Raw genomic sequence first — 20,222 nt, forward strand, 5'->3', positions numbered from 1 at the left:
GTGATCCCTCCTGTATGTTCGCTACAGGATTGATGATACGACTGCAATATGAACGGAACATGAACGCACGCGTCAAATGCGTAAAAAAGTCAATGTCACAGTCAGACTGGATGAATCAGACGACAAATTCGCGTCCCCACCAAGTTGGCGCATCGTCTCTTTAACGATCGCAAGCCCGAGTCCCGTCCCGCGCGACGTTCGGGATGCATCGCCTTGATAAAAGCGTTCAAAGGCATGTTCCATCTGTTGTTCGGTCATACCTGGTCCTTCGTCCTTGATTCGGACGATGACCTGATTCACTTGTTCTTCCGCTTGAATATGAATCGTCGCTCCTTCGGCTGAGACTGAGACGGCGTTTCGAATGACATTTTGGAAGACATGTTCGAGCGCACTGGCATCTGCTTGAATCTGTAGTGCTGGCGATACATCGAGTGCGACAGCGATGCCTTGCTCATCCAGCTGAAAGGCAAGTGTTGTGAGTGTCGTCTCTAGACTCGTTCGTAGATCGAGTGCTTGTCGTTTGAAGCGCCGTCCTTCATCGAGCTTTGCTAAGATCAATAATTGACGCGTCAGCTCCGACATTCGCGCTGCCTCTTGTTGAATGATTGCCCGTCTCCTGACGTCTTCTCCCGTCACGTCGAGTTGTCCAGCGTACCCCGAGATCGTCGTCAACGGCGACTGGAATTCATGCGAGACGTTTGCAACGAACCGGCGTCGTTCCGTATCGGACGCTTCAATCGCCATCGCCATCTCGTCAAAGCGTCGGGACAGTTCACCAATCTCATCGCGCGCCTTCGTTCCGACACGAATTCCATAGTCGCCGTCTGCCATCTGTTCCGTTGCTTTTGTCAGGCGCCGGATCGGACGCACGAGATACCGGATCGAGAAGACGAGCAAGAGAAAGCTGATCACGACAAGCAGTCCGAGGAACAGACCAACGAACAGGTGTAACTCGCGAATCTGCCGACTCAAGTCCGGACGGACGAAGATTGCATCCGTTCCTTGTGCCGTCTTGACCGACGTCCCGTACGTGTTGATGACTTCGTTATCGAATAGTCCAAGCAGGAAGAGATGAAACGGATACTCACGCATCCCGTAGTACGGTTGACCATTTTTCACTTGCTCGATGACTTGACTCGAGAGCGTTTCATTGCGAAATGTGTTTCCGTAACGCTCCGTTCCGTCATCTGTTCGAACATACAGTTGAAAGCCAGTTGCTTGTAACATCCGGTAAAACGATTCCGTCTTTCCGTCACCGTGCGTCTCGTAATAATCGATCGCTGTCTCGACCGCTTCCTCGACTTTTTGGCTATAGCTGTCCTGCCAAAACGAATAGTAGGCGATGTTACTGATTAAAAGAGCAAGCAGGGCGGACACGAGTAAGACGACACAGACGAGTCCGACGATTTTCGTATAGAGGCTCCTCATGCGTCGACCTCCAACCGGTACCCGAGTCCGCGAACGGTCTCAATCTTCACCTGATTCGTCTCCTTCAGACGTCCACGAAGTCGTTTGATGTGGACGTCAATCGTCCGATCGTCTCCCATGAAATCAAGTCCCCAGACGTGTTCGATCAATTCCTCGCGGCTAAAGACCCGTCCCGGAAAACTCGCCAACTGATGTAATAATTCGAACTCGCGCCGCGGGAGTGTCCACTCGGTCGACTGGATCGTCACGAGCTGACTGCGTTTATCAATCGTGACATCCCCGAGATGTAAGACGGGTTGCGCCGCTTTTTGATAGCGCCGCGCCACGGCGTGAAGCCGAAACACTAATTCTTCCGGATCGAACGGTTTCGTGATGTAATCATCAGCACCTGCTGCAAAGCCGTCCCGCTTATCTGTCAGTTCACCGAGCGCCGTCAGCATCAAGATTGGGATGTCCCCGTTTTGCCGTAACCGCTCACATAGGACGAGACCGGTCTGCCCGGGAAGTAGGACATCGAGCACGGCTGCCTCGAACGTCATCGTTTCAATCCAAGCGAGCGCTTCGTTTCCGTCTGCTGTCGCTCGGACGGAGTGTCCGTCGGCCTGTAACGTCGATACGACAAGTGATTGGATATGTGGGTCATCTTCAACGACTAAAATATACAATCGTACGCCTCCTTTTTTAGACAAACAAAAATCCCCTCCCCCTTCTCATAATGAAAAGGACGAAGGGGATGACAATCATCCGCGCTCTGGGTAGAGTGGGAAACGACCTGTCAAAGCAACGACACGCTCACGTGCTTGTGCGAGAACGTCTGCTTCTTCTGGGTGGTTCAAGACGAGTTCGATCAACTCGGCGATTTCTTTCATCTCGGCTTCCTTGAAGCCACGTGATGTCATCGCTGCCGTTCCGATCCGGATACCACTCGTGACGAACGGGCTCGCTGGGTCGAACGGAATCGTGTTCTTGTTGACCGTGATGCCGGCTTCGTCAAGCGCGTGCTCAGCAAGTTTCCCTGTGATCCCGAGCGGTTGTAAGTCGACGAGGAGCAAGTGATTGTCCGTTCCGCCTGAGACGATTCGGAGTCCACGCTTCGTCAATTCCTCACCGAGGACTTTTGCGTTCGTGACGACTTGACCGATGTAGTCCTTGAACTCTGGTGCAAGAGCTTCACCGAACGCGACAGCTTTCGCGGCGATGACGTGCATGAGTGGACCACCTTGGATACCTGGGAAAATGGCTTTATCGATTGCTTTCGCATGCTCTTCTTTACAGAGGATCATCCCACCACGTGGACCACGCAACGTCTTATGCGTCGTCGTCGTGACGAAGTGCGCATGCTCGACTGGGTTCGGGTGCTGACCTGCTGCGACAAGTCCAGCGATGTGTGCCATGTCGACCATCAAGTAAGCACCGACGCTGTCTGCGATTTCACGGAAACGTTTGAAGTCGATGACACGCGGATACGCCGATGCGCCCGCGACGATTAATTTTGGTTTATGCTCTTCTGCTAATTTCGCAACGACATCGTAATCAATCATCTCTGTCTCTTGATCGACACCGTATTCCACAAAGTTGTACTGGACACCGGAGAAATTGACGGGGCTACCGTGCGTCAGATGGCCACCGTGCGAGAGGTTCATCCCGAGGACCGTATCTCCCTGCTCGAGAATCGTGAAGTAAACCGCCATGTTCGCTTGTGCACCCGAGTGTGGTTGCACGTTCGCGTGCTCCGCACCGAAGATTTCCTTCGCGCGGTCGCGTGCTAAATTCTCAGCGAGATCGACATACTCACAGCCACCATAATAACGACGACCTGGGTAACCTTCTGCGTACTTGTTCGTCAAGACGCTGCCTTGTGCTTCCATGACAGCTTGCGAGACGAAGTTCTCGGATGCGATCAATTCGATGTTATCCCGTTGACGACCTAGTTCCTGGCGCATTGCCGAAAAGAGTGCCTCATCTTGTTGTTTCAGATACGTAAGCGGTGTTTGTTCCATCTGAATTCCCCCATTTCATTTCGATAGACCTATCTTAACACGAATGTTTCGTTCCCGGCATCCCTAAAAACAACATCAAAAAAGCAAGGGGTGCGCAACCCCTTGCATCAATCATTCGTATTTAGCACGTGCTCCACCGATTAATTTCGGTCGTGTCACGGCTGCCGTCACGTGTGCCTCACCGATTTCCTTGTGCGGCAAGCGCACGGGAATCGCAACAGCTTTCAAGTGCATCCCGATGAACGTGTCACCGATATCAATCCCGGCGTCTGCCTGAATCGCTTCGACGACGACCGGTGCCGAGAAGCGCTGATAGGCAGCACTCGCCATCGATCCACCGGCTTCCGGAACAGGAACGACCGTCACTGGATCGAGTCCGAGTCGTTCTGCCGTTTGCCGCTCAAGCGTCAGCGCCCGGTTGATATGCTCACAGCCTTGGAAGGCAAGATCGACTTGGTGCGACCGACGAAAGGCATCGAAAACATCGAACAACGCGTCTGCGACTTCCGGTGAACCGGCCTTGCCGATTTGTTTGCCGATGACTTCACTCGTCGAACAGCCGATCACGAGCAATTTTCCTTTTAAGGAAAATCGTTCATCCAGAGCGTTCAGTGCTTCTTCTAAATCGTGCTGGATGCGTGTCAAGTCCATTACTTCACCTCATAATCTGAGATTTTGCAAACGCGGTTCTCATGACGTCCGCCTTCGAATTCCGTTTCAAGCCAAAGCTGTGCGATCTCACGAGCCAGTCCTGGACCGATGACGCGTTCGCCCATCGTTAAGATGTTCGAATCGTTGTGCTGACGCGTCGCTTTCGCGCTGAACGTATCATGGACGAGTGCTGCTCGGATGCCCTTGACTTTGTTCGCTGCGATTCCGATCCCGATACCTGTTCCACAAATCAAGATGCCACGATCAAACTCTCCGCTTGCGACTGCCTCAGCGACTGGAATCGCGACATCCGGATAATCGATCGAGTCGGCTGAATGCGTACCGAAGTCCGTATAGTCGATGCCGAGCTCTTGTAAGAGGTCGTTGATTTCTGCCTTTAACTTAAAACCACCATGATCCGCGCCGATTGCTACTTTCATCTTTACTATTCCCCCGTTTGTTTAGGTTGTTTTTTCGGAAGTTTCCGTGTATCCGGAGCTTTTCTTCCGTTTCCGTTCTGCGTCAATTTTAACACAAGACGGTTGACGAGGGGTTCGAGTTCATTACGTACTTGCCGGTAGACGTTCATTGATCCGCCGTACGGATCGTTGATGTCCCGTTCAAGCCCTGTCACATATTCATATAAGGTAAACGTCCGTTCCTTCAGTTCCGGATAGCGTTCACCGACTTCCTGCTTGTGCTGACGCGTCATCGTCAAGATGATGTCAGACCAACGCCCGAGTACATCATCAAAGACTTGCGTATAGTGTTCGAGTTCGATCCCGCGCTCACGTAACACTTGTAAGGCGTTCTCGGACGCATCAAATCCTTGCATCGAACGTAGTCCTGCTGAACGGATGTCGAATTCCTGATCAGCGACTTTCGAGCGTAGTAACGCCATCGCCATCGGGCTACGGCATGTATTTCCTGTACAGATGAATAAAACGCGACGTGTGCTCATCTCCGTATCCTCCTTCTTCAAGGGCGAATGACCCGACCACCTGCTGCTTTATGGAGGCGGTTGCGGACCGCAAGCCCCACCCCTTCTTCTGATAGGTCTCGTACAAAAATCTGATCCACCGTCGTCTGATCAAATCGCCGTAAACAATCGTAAAGACGTTGTGCCGCCGTCTCCATCGAATTACCAAGGGAGCAGCGAACATCTGCGTCGACTTCCTCCCCGTCAAACAGGAGGACGCCCGTCTTGTGTCCGGTTTGTCGTGCATCATCGATGAGTTGCTGTAAGAATGAAAGATCTCCCTCCACTACGGACAGTGTTGCTTCCGGTGCATAGTGAGTATATTTCATCCCGGGTGCCTTCGGTGTAACATCTTTCATCGATAAGGCAGGATCGAGTGTGACAGGACCGATGACCGACTCGATTTGTTCGCGTGTCACGCCGCCCGGTCGTAAAATCGCCGGTGGCGTCATCGTACAATCGATGACAGTCGATTCGACCCCGATGCCCGTTTCCCCTCCATCGACGATCGCAGCGATGCGTCCCGAGAGGTCATGTGCGACGTGCGCAGATGACGTCGGTGAAGGTTTTCCGGAACGGTTGGCACTCGGTGCTGCGAGACCCAACCCTGTCGCCTCGATCAATCGAAGCGCGAGCGGATGGTCTGGCATCCGTAATCCGATCGTATCTAGTCCTGCTGTGACGAGTGTGGATGCGGTGCCGTTCGATTCGAGGATGATCGTCAAGGCTCCTGGCCAGAACGCCTCCATCAAACGTGCCGCGACATCTGGAATGTGCGTGACGAACTGATGTGCCTGTTCTACGGATGCGACGTGGACAATCAGTGGATTGTCAGAAGGTCGACCCTTCGCGGCGAAGATTCGCCGAACAGCCGCTTCGTTCGTTGCATCCCCTGCGAGACCATAAACGGTCTCAGTCGGCATCGCCACGACCTCTCCTTCCTGCAATAACCGAACTGCTTCATCCATCGTCTGTAAGTCAATCATTTCCGTCTTCACGCTGTACAATCCTTTCGTTCCGCATACACGATACGGTCTTTACCGTTTATATCTTTTAAAATACCCGTTTCCGCATTTGGATAACGTTCTTTTAACATCATTTGCACTTCTGGTCCTTGATTGTGTCCAATTTCAAACGCAATCAGTCGGAAATCGTCGCGTAGGACCCGTCCACTCTCCTCGACGAGACGTCGGTAAAAGACGAGACCGTCTTTTCCGCCAAACAGGGCGAGATGCGGTTCATGATCAAACACGACTTCACTGAGTAATTCTTCTTCCTCGATATAAGGAGGATTCGAAACGAGCACCCGAACGGAATCATCCGCAAGTGGCGCTAGTAGATCTCCTTCAAGGAACGTCACGTCTCCACCAAGCTTTGCTTGATTTTGCTTCGCGACCGCAATCGCGGCCGGTGAAATATCGACGGTCGTGACCGGTTGCTCGAGTTCGAGGGCGAGCGTGATTCCAATCGCTCCGCTACCGGTTCCGATGTCGACGATCTGTCCCGCGGTGAACGACTCACGTTTGAGACGCTCCGTGACGAAGACGATCAACTCTTCCGTTTCCGGTCGTGGAATCAAGACATCCGGTGTGACACGGAAATCCCGTCCATAAAACGGCTGATAGCCGATTAAATGCTGAACGGGTACGCCGTGAACATGAGCAAGCAAGTATTCACTGAATCGTAAATCTTGCTCCGGCGTCAATTCATCGGACAAGCGGACAAGGAGTCCGGTCCGGTCGACATCCAAGACGTGCATGAGTAACCATTCGGCACTTGAACCCTCGCGTCCTGCTTGTTCCATCATCGTTTTTGCATCATTTAAACGTTTCGCGATCCGCATCAGTTCGCCGCCTCCGATGCCCGCGCCTGATGTTCCATGACAAGCGTATCGATGACTTCATCCATCTCGCCTTGCAAGATTCGATCAAGCTTCTGGATCGTCAATCCGATCCGGTGATCCGTCACCCGGTTTTGAGCGAAATTATACGTCCGAATCCGCTCTGAACGGTCACCCGTACCGACAGCTGACTTCCGTTTTTCATCATATTCCGCTTGCTGTTCGCGTTGAATCTTATCGTAGACACGCGCGCGCAAGACCTTCATCGCTTTTTCCTTGTTCTTGATTTGCGACTTCTCATCCTGACAGCTGGCAACGATTCCCGTCGGCACGTGCGTGACACGGACAGCGGACTGTGTCGTATTGACGGACTGGCCACCCGGTCCACTCGACGTGAACGTATCGACTCGGACATCCTTGTCATGGATCTCGACTTCGACGTCTTCTGCTTCTGGTAACACGGCGACCGTTGCGGTCGATGTATGAATCCGCCCGCCGGATTCCGTTGACGGAACGCGTTGGACGCGGTGTGCCCCGTTCTCGTACTTCAACTTCGAATAAGCACCCGTTCCTTTGACGATAAAGATGATCTCTTTGTAGCCACCAAGCTCCGTGTAGCTCGCATCGATGATCTCAATCTTCCAGCTCTGTTTCTCAGCAAACTTCGAGTACATCTTAAATAGGTCACCCGCAAATAAGGCTGCCTCGTCTCCCCCTGCTGCACCACGAATCTCGACGATGACGTTCTTATCGTCATTCGGATCCTTTGGTAATAATAAAGCCTTCAGCTTCGCTTCAAGCTCTTTGATCTCCGGTTCAAGCATCGCGACTTCTTCCTTTGCAAGGTCGCGCATCTCGGGATCTGTCAACATTTGACGTGCCTCTTGATAAGCTTCCATCTTCTCGCGATAGACACGGTACGTCTCGACGGTCGGCGCAAGCTGTGACTGCTCCTTTGAGACCTCACGCAATTGATTCGTATCATTGATGATGGCTGGATCAGCCAACATATCATTTAGTTTTTCATAACGGTCCTCTAACGCACTCAATCGATCCAACATCTCGGTCATCCTTCCTGGCGATTCTTCTGTCGTCAGTATAGCAAATATTGCGATCGATGGCGTCATCGTCTTCTTGAAAAGAAACGTTGACAGACAGGTTGTAAATTCCTATAATTGGTGTATTAATTGAATTAGTACACTTAAGGAGGTGAAGAAATGTTCACCGTTGATCCGAAAAGTCCGTTACCGATCTATGAACAGTTGGTCGCTCAAATCATCCGCTCGATTGCTCGTGGTCTACTCCGCTCCGGCGAACAGATGCCATCCGTCCGTGAACTTGCCGGTACACTCCTTGTCAATCCGAACACTGTCTCCCGCGCCTATCAGGAACTCGAGAGCCGCAACTTCATCGTCACGATGCGCGGTAAAGGCTCCTTCATCTCAGACATCCCACTTCACGAAGTCAAACAAGCTGCCATCCAAGATCCACTCATCCGCCTTTGTGCCATCGCCGACGAATTATCCATCTCAAACGAAGAACTCTATCAACATATCTTACACATAAGGGAGGATTCCTCATGTTGACCGTTTCTCATCTGACGAAACAAATTGACCGTACCATGATTTATGAAAATGCATCCTTCACCCTGCCGGCAGGAACGATTACTGCCTTGATTGGTCGTAATGGTGCCGGAAAAACGACATTACTGAAAACACTCGTCGGAGCGCTCGAGCCGACTCGTGGAAAGGTCGAATGGAACGGCGAGTCGATCCACCACGTCCCGAAGACGCGGAAGCACCTTTTCCTCGTTCCGGATTCTGTTTCCGTCTACCGCCAGATGACGCTCGGTGAACTGATCAACTTCTATCACGTCTTTTATCCAAACTTCGAGAAGACGTATATCGAAAACTACTGCCGCTCGTCGAATCTCGATCGCGGACGTCGCGTCACTTCTTTATCGAAGGGACAAGCGCAATTGTTCCTTCTCCAACTCGCGTTCGCAACGAATGCCCCGGTTCTGTTACTCGATGAACCAACCGATGGACTTGACCGAATCAACAAACGTGATTATCTGAAACAACTCGTCTCATTACTTGCGGAGCGCCAGACAGCCGTTCTGATTGCTTCGCATCAACTCGAAGAACTCGATTCCCTTGCCGACCGTGTCATGACGATCGAAAAACACCTCGTCCGCGAACCGAAGGCACTCGATGATGCCAAAGCTAGCATGCAGAAATGGCAAGTCGTCTATGAAGATGTTCCAGAGCTCAGTCATGCCGATCTCCACGTCTTATCCCAAACGGGTCGGGTCGTGACGTTACTCGTCTTATCCGATGCAGGCGCGCAGTATCTTGAAACGACGAGTCCTCTATTAAAGGATGCTTTGCCGGTGCAGATGGAAGATTACTTCTTAGGGACATTTGGAGGGAAACGACATGGTTAAGCAATTGATCCGCTATCACATCAAGCAAGGCATTTGGCCACTCGCTTGTTTTATTCTACTGGCGATCTTCAGTTATGGTTTTGGTAGCTATACCATCATCAACGACTTTGAAACATATGAAGTATCTTATCAAACCGAAACGATTCAAGCTGTCCTCGTCAGTCCGTTCTTCACTGGATTCGCTGCCATTCTGATCGCCGTCTTTGCGATTTTGATGCTCGGTTCCGAGCGCGGAAGTGGTCGCAGTCTGATCTTACACGCGTTGCCGTTTCCGAAGGTCTGGCTGTTTTGGATTAAATGGGCGATCGGCACTGTGACGTTGATCGTCTTCCCGATCATCGGTTTTTTCGCCAGTTGGTCATTACTGCAAGCATTCGGTATCAATCCGTTTGATTACGTCACGTGGTCGTCACTCCTTCAAGATTTTGGTCTATTCCTTCTATTTGATGTGACAATTTTGACGATCTTCTTATTCGCCGGAACGATTGCTGGTGATATCATCGGACAACTGTTACTCGGAACGTTCTTCTTGTTCTTGAATTACTTCACGTATTTCAGTATCTATGCTATCGGTCAACTGGGTTTTGGCGTGGGCTACGAAGAGTTAGACAAACCAACAAGCTTTTTGATGACAATCACGACGCCCTTTGCACTCTTCTTCGAGTACAATACCGATTTCAACATCGCTTATGCTGTATTGTTCAGTTTAGCCTTGACGGTCGTCTTACTGATTTTCGGTAGTCGTCTCTATGTCAAAGGTGCGAACGAACGTCTCGGGCGTTTCACGATTTTCCCGAAATTACATCCAGCACTCATCATCACCTTCTCGATCTATACGACAATCCTACTCGCGGGAATCATCGGTCTGATTTCGTCCGAGAATCAATTCCTGTACTGGCTCGCAATCGCGATTCTCGCGTGGCCGACGTTCAGCTCTTATCGCAGAATGATTGGGTGGAGTCGCTAATGCAACGAATGGATCTTCTGAAATGACTTTTCAGAAGGTCCATTTTTTTGTCATCGATTCTTCACAAAGCTTTACAAACGATAAACATGGATTTCACATTCTATCCGTAAGGTGGAGTTTGTAGGTCGTATCGATCATCAAACCCCAGCACCTTTCGAGGAGGAACTCTTATGAAATTAAAACGTACCATTCCGATTTTTGCCTTATCAACCCTTTCCCTTAGTACGATGCTCTCGATGCCTGAAGCAGAAGCAAAGACGAAACCGGTCAAATCACCGGAAATCCGGAACGTCATCTTCTTGATCGGCGACGGGATGGGTGTCTCCTATACATCAGCACATCGTTACTTAAAGAACGATCCATCGACACCGGTTGCTGAAAAAACAGCGTTTGACCAATACCTCGTTGGTCAACAGATGACTTATCCGGAAGATCCGAAGGAAAACGTCACCGATTCCGCTTCCGCAGCAACAGCGATGTCATCCGGCGTCAAGACGTATAATGCAGCGATTGCTGTCGATAACGATAAATCGGAAGTCAAGACCGTCCTTGAAGCAGCGAAAGAACGTGGTAAGTCAACAGGACTCGTTGCAACATCGGAAATCACGCATGCGACACCTGCTTCGTTCGGTGCTCATGATGAGAGCCGAAAGAACATGAACGCGATCGCAGACGATTACTTCAAGGAACGCGTCAATGGGAAGCATAAAATTGACGTCATGCTCGGTGGCGGTAAGTCGAACTTCGTCCGTCCGGATGTTGATTTGACGAAAGCATTCAAAAAAGACGGTTACAGTTACGTCACGGATCTGGATCAATTGCAAGGTGATAAAAACAAACAAGTCCTCGGTCTGTTCGCAGATGGTGGATTACCAAAACGGATTGACCGCGAAAACTCGGTCCCATCGCTTGAACAAATGACGAACTCTGCCATTAAGCGACTCGACTCGAATAAAAAAGGATTCTTCCTGATGGTCGAAGGTAGCCAAGTCGACTGGGCCGGTCATGACAATGATATCGTCGGTGCCATGAGTGAGATGGAAGACTTCGAGCGGGCATTCAAAGCCGCGATCGCATTTGCAAAGAAGGATAAACATACACTCGTCGTCGCGACAGCTGACCACTCAACGGGTGGATATTCAATCGGTGCAGATGGCATCTATAACTGGTTCGCTGAACCGATCAAAGCGGCAAAGAAAACACCTGACTTCATGGCGCAAAAAATCGTCGATGGTGCGGACGTCCGCAAGACGTTGACGACGTATATCGATCAGGACAAACTCGCCTTGACGGACAAAGAAATCGATAGCGTCTCCCGCGCTGCTGAATCGAAGAAATTACTCGAGATCGATAATGCGATTGAAGAAATCTTCAACGAACGCTCGCATACAGGCTGGACGACAGGTGGACATACAGGTGAAGACGTACCGGTCTATGCGTTCGGTCCTGCTAAAGAACGTTTCGCGGGACAAGTCGACAACACGGATCACGCGAAAATCATCTTCGATCTCTTGAAATCGAAGAAATAAGGAGAATGTTCATGAGACAGATACTTGCTACTTTGATGCTCGGGACGGTGCTCGCTGGTTGTGGCACTTCAGCATCACAAGACACACCAAAAGAACCAGCGTCTGCGAAACAGGAGCAGCCGGTATCGCTTGAAAAAACAAGCGCCTACGTTCCAAACCCACAAATTCCAGACGATCGCGATTTGACAAAAATCGATCAGACCGTCACGGATGATAAGGGCGACCTGACGCTTAAACAATTCAAACGAGTGAACGAAACACGGAAGATTGGTCCGATCGAGATGACGATCGAAGAGATCAAAGTATTCCATGCTCGTCCAAGCTATGGCATGATTGATTTCTTCCATGGCTTTACGCACGATGAATCCTTTGATTTGATCAAGACACGGGTCACGATCAAGAACACAAGTAATGAACCGGTCACGTTCAATCCTGTCGCCCACTTCAAACTCGATGCTGCGACAGAAAAGACGCTCGAGGACGACGTCTATTTGGAGTCGCTTGCGAAAACTTACGCCCCGTCCGAGTCACGGAGTGGTAACTTCGGCTTCATCTTGGAACAGCCGGTTGACTCGATTGAACTCTTGACGAGTGATGTTCTCGATGAAAAACAAGATGTCCTCAAAAAAGGAACGACGTTTTCGACGTCTCTTCGTTGACTGACATTCACACTTCTACGCTCTATCTATTTTCCGGTCATGTCCGGATCATAGGTGGAGCTATTTTGATGCCTGTAATCGTTCCGTGCTACACTAAAGGCATTATTTGAGTGTAAAGGACGGATCATATGCCGAAGTATTTAAACATCTATCACGAGCTCGCACAGCGGATTCAGGAAGGAACGCTCCCGGCTGAAACGAAATTACCTTCTGAGACGGAATTGATGCACGAATTCGAGGCGAGCCGCGGAACGGTCCGAAAAGCGATCGATGCCCTGCAAGAAAAAGGCTTCGTCCGTAAACACCAGGGGAAAGGTGTCTTCGTCCTGTCGCAAGAAGCGATCGAATTCCAATTCAATGGGATCGTCAGCTTCTCGGAAGCACATCGCCGGATGGGGCGACATGCCGTCGAGACGGATGTAGTGTCTTGCGAAGTCCTCTCCGCCTCTGCTGAGCTCGCTTCGTTATTACATGTGGCACAAGGAACGAACGTGACGCGCATCGAGCGCATTCGCCAAATCGATGGTGAACGTGTCATCCGTGACATCAATCATTTCGTGACAGCACTCGTACCCGGACTCACTACTGACATCGCTCAAGGTTCGATCTATCAGTACATCGAAGAGACACTTGGTCGGCAGATCAGCTACGCAAAACGAAAAATCGAAGCTCGCCCTGCGACAATGGAAGACCAAGAACGACTCGACCTTCACGATATGACGCATGTCATCGTTGTCACGAACGATACGTATTTCTATGAAGGACAACATTTCGAACGGACGGAATCGCGTCACCGGCTCGATAAGTTTCAGTTCACTGATATTGCCCGTCGTTGAATATACGCTACGTTGAATATACGCTACCTAGATGAGGGAATCCGTAGATGACGGATTCTCTCTTTTTTATTCTTCTTAACTTATCTATATAAGTTCTTGACCAACTTATATAGATAAGTTAAGATAAGTGTGCGCAGATAAGAAAACGTTTTCATTTCAAAAGTGGTCAAGTATGTCACTTCCAAAAAGGAGCATCGAGATGAAACCAAACTATCGTCAGATTGCAGAGCAAATCATTGAGAACATCGGAGGTAAGGAGAACGTTGAGCAGGCAGCTCACTGTGTCACCCGCCTTCGTTTAACGCTTAAGAACCAAGAGCTTGTCGATCAAGAAGCCTTACTTGAAGTTCCGCTCGTCAAAGGCGCGTTCTTGAACGCGGGTGTCTATCAAATCGTCATTGGTGCCGGAGACGTCGACCGGGTCTATGCAGAATTCATTCAATTAACCGGTTTACAGGCAACGACGATCGCAGATGTTAAATCGTCTGGCGCTGCCAAGATGAATCCGTTCCAAAAGTTGATCAAAGTCTTTTCTGATGTCTTCATGCCTATCATCCCGGCGATCATCGTTGCTGGTCTCTTAATGGGAATCAATAATCTATTCGGTATCGAGTTCGGTGGCAAGACGATGATCGATCGTTATCCGAACTTACAAGGACTTTGGGATCTTATCAATATGATGGCAAACACGGCCTTCGTCTTCCTCCCGGCACTCGTCGGTTGGTCAGCGACGAAACGCTTCGGTGGAAGTGAGATTCTCGGGATCGTCATGGGTCTGATGCTTGTTCACCCAGATCTCTTAAACGCTTGGAACTACGGACAAAGTGCTCTAAAAGGTGAAATCCCGACATTCAACATTCTCGGTCTCTTTGAAATTGAAAAAGTCGGTTATCAGGGACAAATCCTCCCTGTACTCGCCGCTGCTTATGTTCTCAGTACGATTGAACGTTGGCTCAAAAAACGGGTACCGAATGCGATTCAATTACTCGTCGTACCGATTACGACGATCACATTGACGGGCTTCCTCGCCCTTGCCGTCATCGGACCGGTCACGCGTCAAGTCGGTGACTGGATTACAATCGGTGTCGTCAATACGTTCGAAGCTGTTCCGTTACTTGGTGCCTTACTCTTCGGCGCACTCTATGCGCCGCTCGTTATTACCGGCATGCACCACATGTTCATCGCCGTTGATCTACAGTTGATCGGACAAAGCGGAACGACGTTCATCTGGCCGATGATCGCGATTTCGAACATCGCCCAAGGTTCAGCAACACTCGCGATGCTTTTCCTCGCGAAAAACGTTAACGATAAAAACATGGCATCAACGTCCGCTTTATCCGCCTACTTCGGGATCACGGAACCAGCGATGTTCGGGGTCAATCTCCGATTCAAATATCCGTTTTACGCGGCACTCGTCGGTTCAGCGATCGCGTCAGCTTTCATCGCCGTCAGTGGCGTTCTTGCTCCTGCGATCGGTGTTGGCGGATTACCTGCTTTCATTTCGATCGTACCAGGCTCGATTCTGTCATTCATCGTCGGCATGGTGATCGCGATCATCGTTCCTGTCGCCTGTACGTTCCTGTTCCACTATGTCTCAACGAAACGCGCAAAAAAAGCTGCCCTGAAAAAAGCAGCGTAATTCTAGAAAGGTGTGTATCTCATGATCACGACAACCGATTGGCGCAAATCCGCCGTTTATCAAATCTATCCGAAGAGTTTTTATAGTCCGGAGGGCAAAGCGACCGGTACGTTACGTGGCGTCACTGCCAAACTCGATTATCTGGCGGATCTTGGTGTCGATTACCTTTGGTTGACGCCGGTCTATGCTTCACCTCAGAACGACAATGGCTATGATGTCAGTGATTATTACGCGATTGATCCATCCTACGGAACAATGGACGATTTCGAGACGTTACTTGCAGAAGCAAAACAACGCGGTCTGTCTGTCATGATGGATATCGTCGTCAACCATTGCTCGACGTCGCACTCTTGGTTCGAAGAAGGACGTCACCCGGACAGCCCGTATCACGACTATTTTATCTGGCGCGAGACACCGAACGACTGGGTATCGAAATTCGGCGGTCCCGCTTGGTCATTTGATGAGGTAGCTGGCAAGTATTACTTGCACCTGTTCGACAAGACACAAGCGGATCTGAACTGGGAAAATCCACGTTTACGGGAAGATGTTTACAACATGATGCGCTTCTGGCGGGATAAAGGGGTCAGCGGCTTCCGACTCGATGTCATCAATTTGATCTCAAAGACGCCAGGTCTTCCAAACGATCCAGCAGGAAACGGTCGTTCGTATTATACGGACGGACCGAACGTCCATGACTACTTGCAAGAGATGAACGCAGAAGTCTTTGCCGGACACGATCTCTTGACCGTCGGTGAGATGTCGTCGACGTCACTTGAACACTGCCTTCGTTATTCATCACTTGATGAACAAGAACTGAAGATGACGTTCAACTTTCATCATTTGAAAGTCGATTATCCGAACGGTGAAAAATGGACGGCAGCACCATTTGATTTCACGCAACTGAAACAGATTTTCTCCGACTGGCAATCCGGCATGAACGGACAAGCCTGGAACGCAATCTTTTGGTGCAACCATGACCAGCCACGCGTCGTCAGCCGGTTCGGTGACGACGTCACGTATCGTGTCGAAAGTGCGAAGATGCTCGCGACGACGCTTCATGGTCTACAAGGTACACCGTACATCTATCAAGGAGAAGAGATCGGCATGCCGAATCCGGACTTCACGGATTTGTCCGACTACCGCGATGTCGAGACGTTGAACGCCTATCAGGAAGCTCGGGACAACGGTATATCGGAAGAAGCGATTCTCGCTGCGATTCGTCAAAAGTCGCGTGACAATGCGCGGACGCCGATGCCGTGGTCGGATGCAAGTAACGGCGGCTTCAGTACAAGCGAGCCGTGGATACCAGTCTCACCGACGTATGAGCAAATCAATGTCGAGTCGGCTGTCGCAGACCCAAACTCGGTCTATCATCATTACAAACAGTTGATTCAGCTCCGCAAACAGTATGACGTGCTGACGGACGGTTCATACCGTCTGTTGACACCAGACGATTCGTCACTCTGGGCGTACGAACGTGCCACAAGCGAGGAAGAGTTGCTTGTCGTTTCGAACTTCTACGGAACAGAGACGACGTTCACGTTACCTCGTGACGGATCGGATTATACAGTGTTGCTTCACAACTATCAGCAGATGCAGACAGAGGGACGCACTTTGACGTTGCGTCCTTATGAATCACTGATGCTCTATCGTAAGAAGTGATTGAATAAGACGAAGCACACGCGAAAAAGAGAAGATTGGTTTCTAGCATATCCTAGAAGCCAATCTTCTCTTTTGTTGAATAGATATAGAATGTGAATGCCTATCCCTCGACTCCTACAGGAAAAGAAAACATGGTACACGCTTTCGTCAGGGAAAGGAAAGACCCGGCGAACCGCATGAAATGCGGATCGTCGCGGCTTACCTCCCGCCTGTGGAAAGCGAGGATGGCAGAATCATTCGTTTTCAAAAATGATTCTTAAACACTAGTTCCTTCCGAGTCTTTTATTTTCGCATTCTTTATGAAACCTTCCGATTTGCTTCTTCTCGTTTCAACTGTTCGCGGAACAGTCGTGTCTCGGCAATGACAACGCCGGACAATCCAATCAAACCGATTAAGTTCGGAATCGCCATCAATCCGTTGAAGACATCGGAAATCGCCCAGACCATGTTCAAGTTCGTCGTCATCGCGCCGGCTCCAGCGACTAAGACGAACAGGATGCGGTACGGTAGGATTGATTTTTGACCAAATAGATAATAAATCGATTTTTCACCGTAGTACGACCAGCCAAGAACGGTCGAGTACGCGAACATGACGAGTCCAATCGTAACGATGTATTTTCCTGTTGGTCCAAGGAAGGCCTCAAAGCTCGCTGTCGTCAGTTCAACGCCTTGCAAGTCCGTATCGAGCTGTCCTCCCATGACGAGCGTCAGTCCCGTAATCGAACAGACAACCAATGTATCGAGGAAGACTTGCGTCATCGAGACGAGTGCTTGACGCCCCGGGAAGTCTGTCTTCGCAGCAGCAGCTGCGATCGGTGCTGAACCGAGTCCTGCTTCGTTCGAGAAGACACCACGCGCAACACCATAACGAATTGCCGCTCCGATTGCCCCTCCTGTGATGGCTTCGCTTGAGAACGTACTACTGAAGATCGTCGAGATCGCACCTGGAATCAGATCATAGTTCATGATGAGAATCAGCAAGCCACTTCCGACATAGAAGAAAATCATGAACGGAACGAACAGACTGACGACTTTCCCGATTGACTTGACCCCACCAAGAATGACGACACCCGTCAATACCATTAACGCGATCCCCGTCACGTAAAGTGGCACATCGAACGTCGATTTCATCGCGAGGGCGACCGAGTTCGTCTGGACCCCGTTTCCAATCCCAAACGCAGCGATCGAAGCGAATGCGGCAAATAGTACACCGAGCCATTTTTGCTTCAGTCCACGTTCAAGGTAATACATCGGTCCTCCTGCCATCTGTCCTTTTTCATCGACGACACGATATTTGACGGCAAGAATCGCTTCCGCGTACTTCGTCGCCATCCCGAACAGACCGGACAACCACATCCAGACGATCGCGCCTGGTCCCCCGAGAACGACGGCGGTTGCGACACCGACGATATTCCCTGTACCGACGGTCGCAGCCAGTGCCGTCATCAATGCTTGAAAGTGACTGATGTCGCCTTCTGACTTATCGTCCTGATGCTTTGAAAACGCGAGCTTCAGCGCATACGGCAGTTTGGTAATTTGAATGAATCCTAAGCGAATTGTCAAGTAAATCCCCGTACCGACCAACAGAATGAGTAACGGTGGTCCCCATACGATATCGGACACCGCACTAACCCAGTCACTAAATGAATTTCCCATTCGTCTTACCTCCCTTTATGAAATATGTAGTTCCTTACCATTTTTTCAGAATTTACTGATAATTGTCAAACTATTTTTTCATGAAACTATTCTGCGTTTTAATTTTTTTGATAATAAGTAAATTTTTTACTTGTGAAGGTATAATCAAGAAAATAAATAGTTCATCTTGCAAAAAAAGGAGCGAATCATATGAAGATTAAAACGAAGCTTATCTTATTGTCCTCCATCCTTTTGCTTAGCTTGATCGGCGTCGGACTGTACGGCGGATTCTCACTCGACCACGTCGACAAACAGAGTCAGACCATCACGTCCTCCTGGATTCCTGGTCTGAACTTATCCCATGAAACGAATACCGCTCTATCAGATTTGCGACGTGTCGAATTATTACACATCCAAGAAAATGATCCAGAAATTAAAGCTGGTTATGATAAGCGTGTCAAAGACGGTTTAGCGACCGTTGATGCGAATCTCGCGAAATACGAGAAAACGATTTATTTAGAAAGCGATCGCGCACTGTTCAATGATCTCACGAAAAAATGGCAAACTTTCAATGAGACGACTGATCGCCTTCTCGCCCTCAGTACACCAGAAACTCAAAAAGAAGCGGTCACCTATTATGAAGGTGAGAGTCGTGATTCATACTTCGCCGTTTCTGATCAATTAACGAAAATCGTGAAATACAATAATCAACAAGCGAAAATAAATGGTGATGCCATCACAAGTTCTGCCAATACAGCTCACATCCTTCTCTTCACGATCATCGGTGTCGTCGGATTACTCGGTGTCATCTTCACCGTCTTGATTTTACACTCAATCTTCGGTCCACTCCGTCAACTGCAGGCAAAAACGTATGAACTGGCAACACAAGGTGGCGACTTGACAGCACAACTCGACGTCGCGCGTGATGACGAGATTGGACAAATCGCCCAGTCGATGAATCAATTCATCGCTCACTTACGAACGATCATCGTCCAGGTCGATGATACAGCAACCCACGTCGTATCGACTTCGCGTCACGTCTCCGGTCGAATCAGCGAACTCGATCAGGATATGGCGTCGACTTCCCATACGATTGAAAACTTATCAGCCGGGATGCAGGAGACAGCTGCTTCTGCCGAAGAGATGAACTCGTCTGCCGTCGATATGGAAGCGACGATTCATGATATCGTCTCTAGTGCGGAAGCGAACGGAAAACGAGCACAAGAAGTCGGCGAACGGGCCGAATCGCTTCAAGTCGTCGCAACCGAAGCGAAACAGACCGCGAATCACATTCTCGCTGAAACGAAAAGTAAACTCGAGGACGCGATGGCTCGCGCGAAGGCGGTCAAGGAGATTTCCGTCTTATCGGACGCAATCCTCTCGATCGCGGCGCAAACGAATCTATTGTCCCTTAACGCTTCGATTGAAGCAGCACGCGCTGGTGAAGTCGGTCGCGGCTTTGCCGTCGTCGCCGATGAGATTCGTAAACTTGCTGAAAGTAGCCGGGATACCGTCGAACAAATCCAAGATGTCTCGATTTCTGTCATCGAGTCCGTTGAACATTTGAATTCCGCTTCCGGTGAGATGCTCTCCTTCATCGATACGAAGGTCGTCAAGGACTATGATTTATTCGAAGACGCCTCCGTTCAGTATCGAAATGATGCACAATTATTCGGCGATGCAGCGGAACACTTCGCCGCTCAAGCCGGTCAACTCCAGGAACTGACAGCAAACATGCTCGGTGTCATCCACGATGTTGCCGTCACCGTCAATGATGGGGCACAAGGCACACAATCGATGTCAGAACAAATCAATCATTCCGTCCAAGCGTTCCGGGATGTCCATGACCAGACTTCCGTCAGTCAACAGCAGGCAGAGGCACTAAAAGAGGTCTTACGCCAGTTCCAAGTCTAAACGACAAGCCCCTCGTCTTCAGATTAGAAGAGAGGGG

The 20,222-nt window shown here is 50.0% G+C and carries 19 protein-coding genes; 9 read left to right on the forward strand and 10 right to left on the reverse strand.

The genetic code is table 11. From position 1 onward, the window contains the following. Positions 1-72: 72 nt before the first annotated feature. The 9 genes from KNQ11_RS10945 to prfA form a co-directional block, all read right to left on the reverse strand. Positions 73-1,428 carry a HAMP domain-containing sensor histidine kinase gene (locus KNQ11_RS10945; protein ID WP_214771707.1) on the reverse strand — a complete coding sequence of 452 codons (1,356 nt, stop codon included), beginning with the start codon at positions 1,426-1,428 and terminating at the stop codon, positions 73-75. Beyond that, positions 1,425-2,093, reverse strand: a complete 669-nt coding sequence (locus tag KNQ11_RS10950; RefSeq protein WP_214771710.1) for a response regulator transcription factor — start codon at positions 2,091-2,093, stop codon at positions 1,425-1,427. Before KNQ11_RS10950 ends, KNQ11_RS10945 begins: the two co-directional genes overlap by 4 nt. Before the next feature lie 75 nt (positions 2,094-2,168). Then, entirely contained in the window at positions 2,169-3,428 is a 1,260-nt protein-coding gene (glyA, locus tag KNQ11_RS10955; protein WP_029342751.1) for a serine hydroxymethyltransferase, read from the reverse strand. Positions 3,429-3,539: 111 nt separating this feature from the next. Beyond that, on the reverse strand, positions 3,540-4,079 hold the full coding sequence (locus tag KNQ11_RS10960; RefSeq protein ID WP_023469511.1) for a TIGR01440 family protein: 540 nt from the start codon (positions 4,077-4,079) through the stop codon (positions 3,540-3,542). After that, positions 4,079-4,519, reverse strand: a complete 441-nt coding sequence (gene rpiB / locus KNQ11_RS10965) for a ribose 5-phosphate isomerase B (RefSeq protein WP_023469512.1) — start codon at positions 4,517-4,519, stop codon at positions 4,079-4,081. The genes KNQ11_RS10960 and rpiB overlap by 1 nt, the downstream gene beginning before the upstream one ends. A gap of 5 nt (positions 4,520-4,524) precedes the next feature. Beyond that, on the reverse strand, positions 4,525-5,040 hold the full coding sequence (locus tag KNQ11_RS10970; protein WP_214771713.1) for a low molecular weight protein arginine phosphatase: 516 nt from the start codon (positions 5,038-5,040) through the stop codon (positions 4,525-4,527). Positions 5,041-5,057: 17 nt separating this feature from the next. Next, the gene (locus KNQ11_RS10975; protein ID WP_064299235.1) at positions 5,058-6,056 is read right to left on the reverse strand and encodes an L-threonylcarbamoyladenylate synthase; all 999 of its coding nucleotides are present in this window, start codon (positions 6,054-6,056) and stop codon (positions 5,058-5,060) included. Continuing rightward, positions 6,053-6,901, reverse strand: a complete 849-nt coding sequence (gene prmC / locus KNQ11_RS10980; RefSeq protein ID WP_214771716.1) for a peptide chain release factor N(5)-glutamine methyltransferase — start codon at positions 6,899-6,901, stop codon at positions 6,053-6,055. Before prmC ends, KNQ11_RS10975 begins: the two co-directional genes overlap by 4 nt. Continuing rightward, positions 6,901-7,959, reverse strand: a complete 1,059-nt coding sequence (gene prfA / locus KNQ11_RS10985; protein WP_047394495.1) for a peptide chain release factor 1 — start codon at positions 7,957-7,959, stop codon at positions 6,901-6,903. The genes prmC and prfA overlap by 1 nt, the downstream gene beginning before the upstream one ends. Before the next feature lie 156 nt (positions 7,960-8,115). Between prfA and KNQ11_RS10990 the strand changes: the two genes are divergently transcribed. From KNQ11_RS10990 to treC, 8 genes are all read left to right on the forward strand, one after another. Then, positions 8,116-8,484 (forward strand): GntR family transcriptional regulator, encoded by a 369-nt coding sequence (locus KNQ11_RS10990; protein WP_029342757.1) that lies wholly within the window; start codon positions 8,116-8,118, stop codon positions 8,482-8,484. Next, a complete protein-coding gene (locus KNQ11_RS10995; protein ID WP_214771718.1) occupies positions 8,478-9,344 on the forward strand; it encodes an ATP-binding cassette domain-containing protein in 867 nt (288 codons plus the stop codon). Before KNQ11_RS10990 ends, KNQ11_RS10995 begins: the two co-directional genes overlap by 7 nt. Then, positions 9,337-10,311: a hypothetical protein gene (locus KNQ11_RS11000; RefSeq protein WP_214771721.1), complete on the forward strand. Its 975-nt coding sequence runs from the start codon at positions 9,337-9,339 to the stop codon at positions 10,309-10,311. Before KNQ11_RS10995 ends, KNQ11_RS11000 begins: the two co-directional genes overlap by 8 nt. A gap of 170 nt (positions 10,312-10,481) precedes the next feature. Then, positions 10,482-11,840: an alkaline phosphatase gene (locus KNQ11_RS11005; protein ID WP_214771724.1), complete on the forward strand. Its 1,359-nt coding sequence runs from the start codon at positions 10,482-10,484 to the stop codon at positions 11,838-11,840. Between the two features lie 11 nt (positions 11,841-11,851). Further along, the gene (locus KNQ11_RS11010; RefSeq protein ID WP_214771727.1) at positions 11,852-12,499 is read left to right on the forward strand and encodes a DUF4352 domain-containing protein; all 648 of its coding nucleotides are present in this window, start codon (positions 11,852-11,854) and stop codon (positions 12,497-12,499) included. 128 nt (positions 12,500-12,627) lie between these two features. Next, entirely contained in the window at positions 12,628-13,335 is a 708-nt protein-coding gene (gene treR, locus KNQ11_RS11015) for a trehalose operon repressor (protein WP_214771729.1), read from the forward strand. 199 nt (positions 13,336-13,534) lie between these two features. Then, complete coding sequence (treP, locus tag KNQ11_RS11020; protein ID WP_047394480.1) at positions 13,535-14,974, forward strand: PTS system trehalose-specific EIIBC component; 1,440 nt, start codon at positions 13,535-13,537, stop codon at positions 14,972-14,974. Between the two features lie 21 nt (positions 14,975-14,995). Further along, a complete protein-coding gene (gene treC, locus KNQ11_RS11025) occupies positions 14,996-16,636 on the forward strand; it encodes an alpha,alpha-phosphotrehalase (protein ID WP_214771731.1) in 1,641 nt (546 codons plus the stop codon). 297 nt (positions 16,637-16,933) lie between these two features. Here the strand turns inward: treC and KNQ11_RS11030 are convergent, their stop codons facing one another. Next, a complete protein-coding gene (locus tag KNQ11_RS11030; protein ID WP_064299230.1) occupies positions 16,934-18,292 on the reverse strand; it encodes an alanine/glycine:cation symporter family protein in 1,359 nt (452 codons plus the stop codon). A gap of 189 nt (positions 18,293-18,481) precedes the next feature. Between KNQ11_RS11030 and KNQ11_RS11035 the strand changes: the two genes are divergently transcribed. Beyond that, positions 18,482-20,185 (forward strand): methyl-accepting chemotaxis protein, encoded by a 1,704-nt coding sequence (locus tag KNQ11_RS11035; protein ID WP_214771734.1) that lies wholly within the window; start codon positions 18,482-18,484, stop codon positions 20,183-20,185. The last annotated feature ends 37 nt before the right edge of the window (positions 20,186-20,222 follow it).

This window comes from Exiguobacterium sp. s39 (assembly GCF_018618925.1).
GTDB lineage: Bacteria > Bacillota > Bacilli > Exiguobacteriales > Exiguobacteriaceae > Exiguobacterium_A > Exiguobacterium_A abrahamii.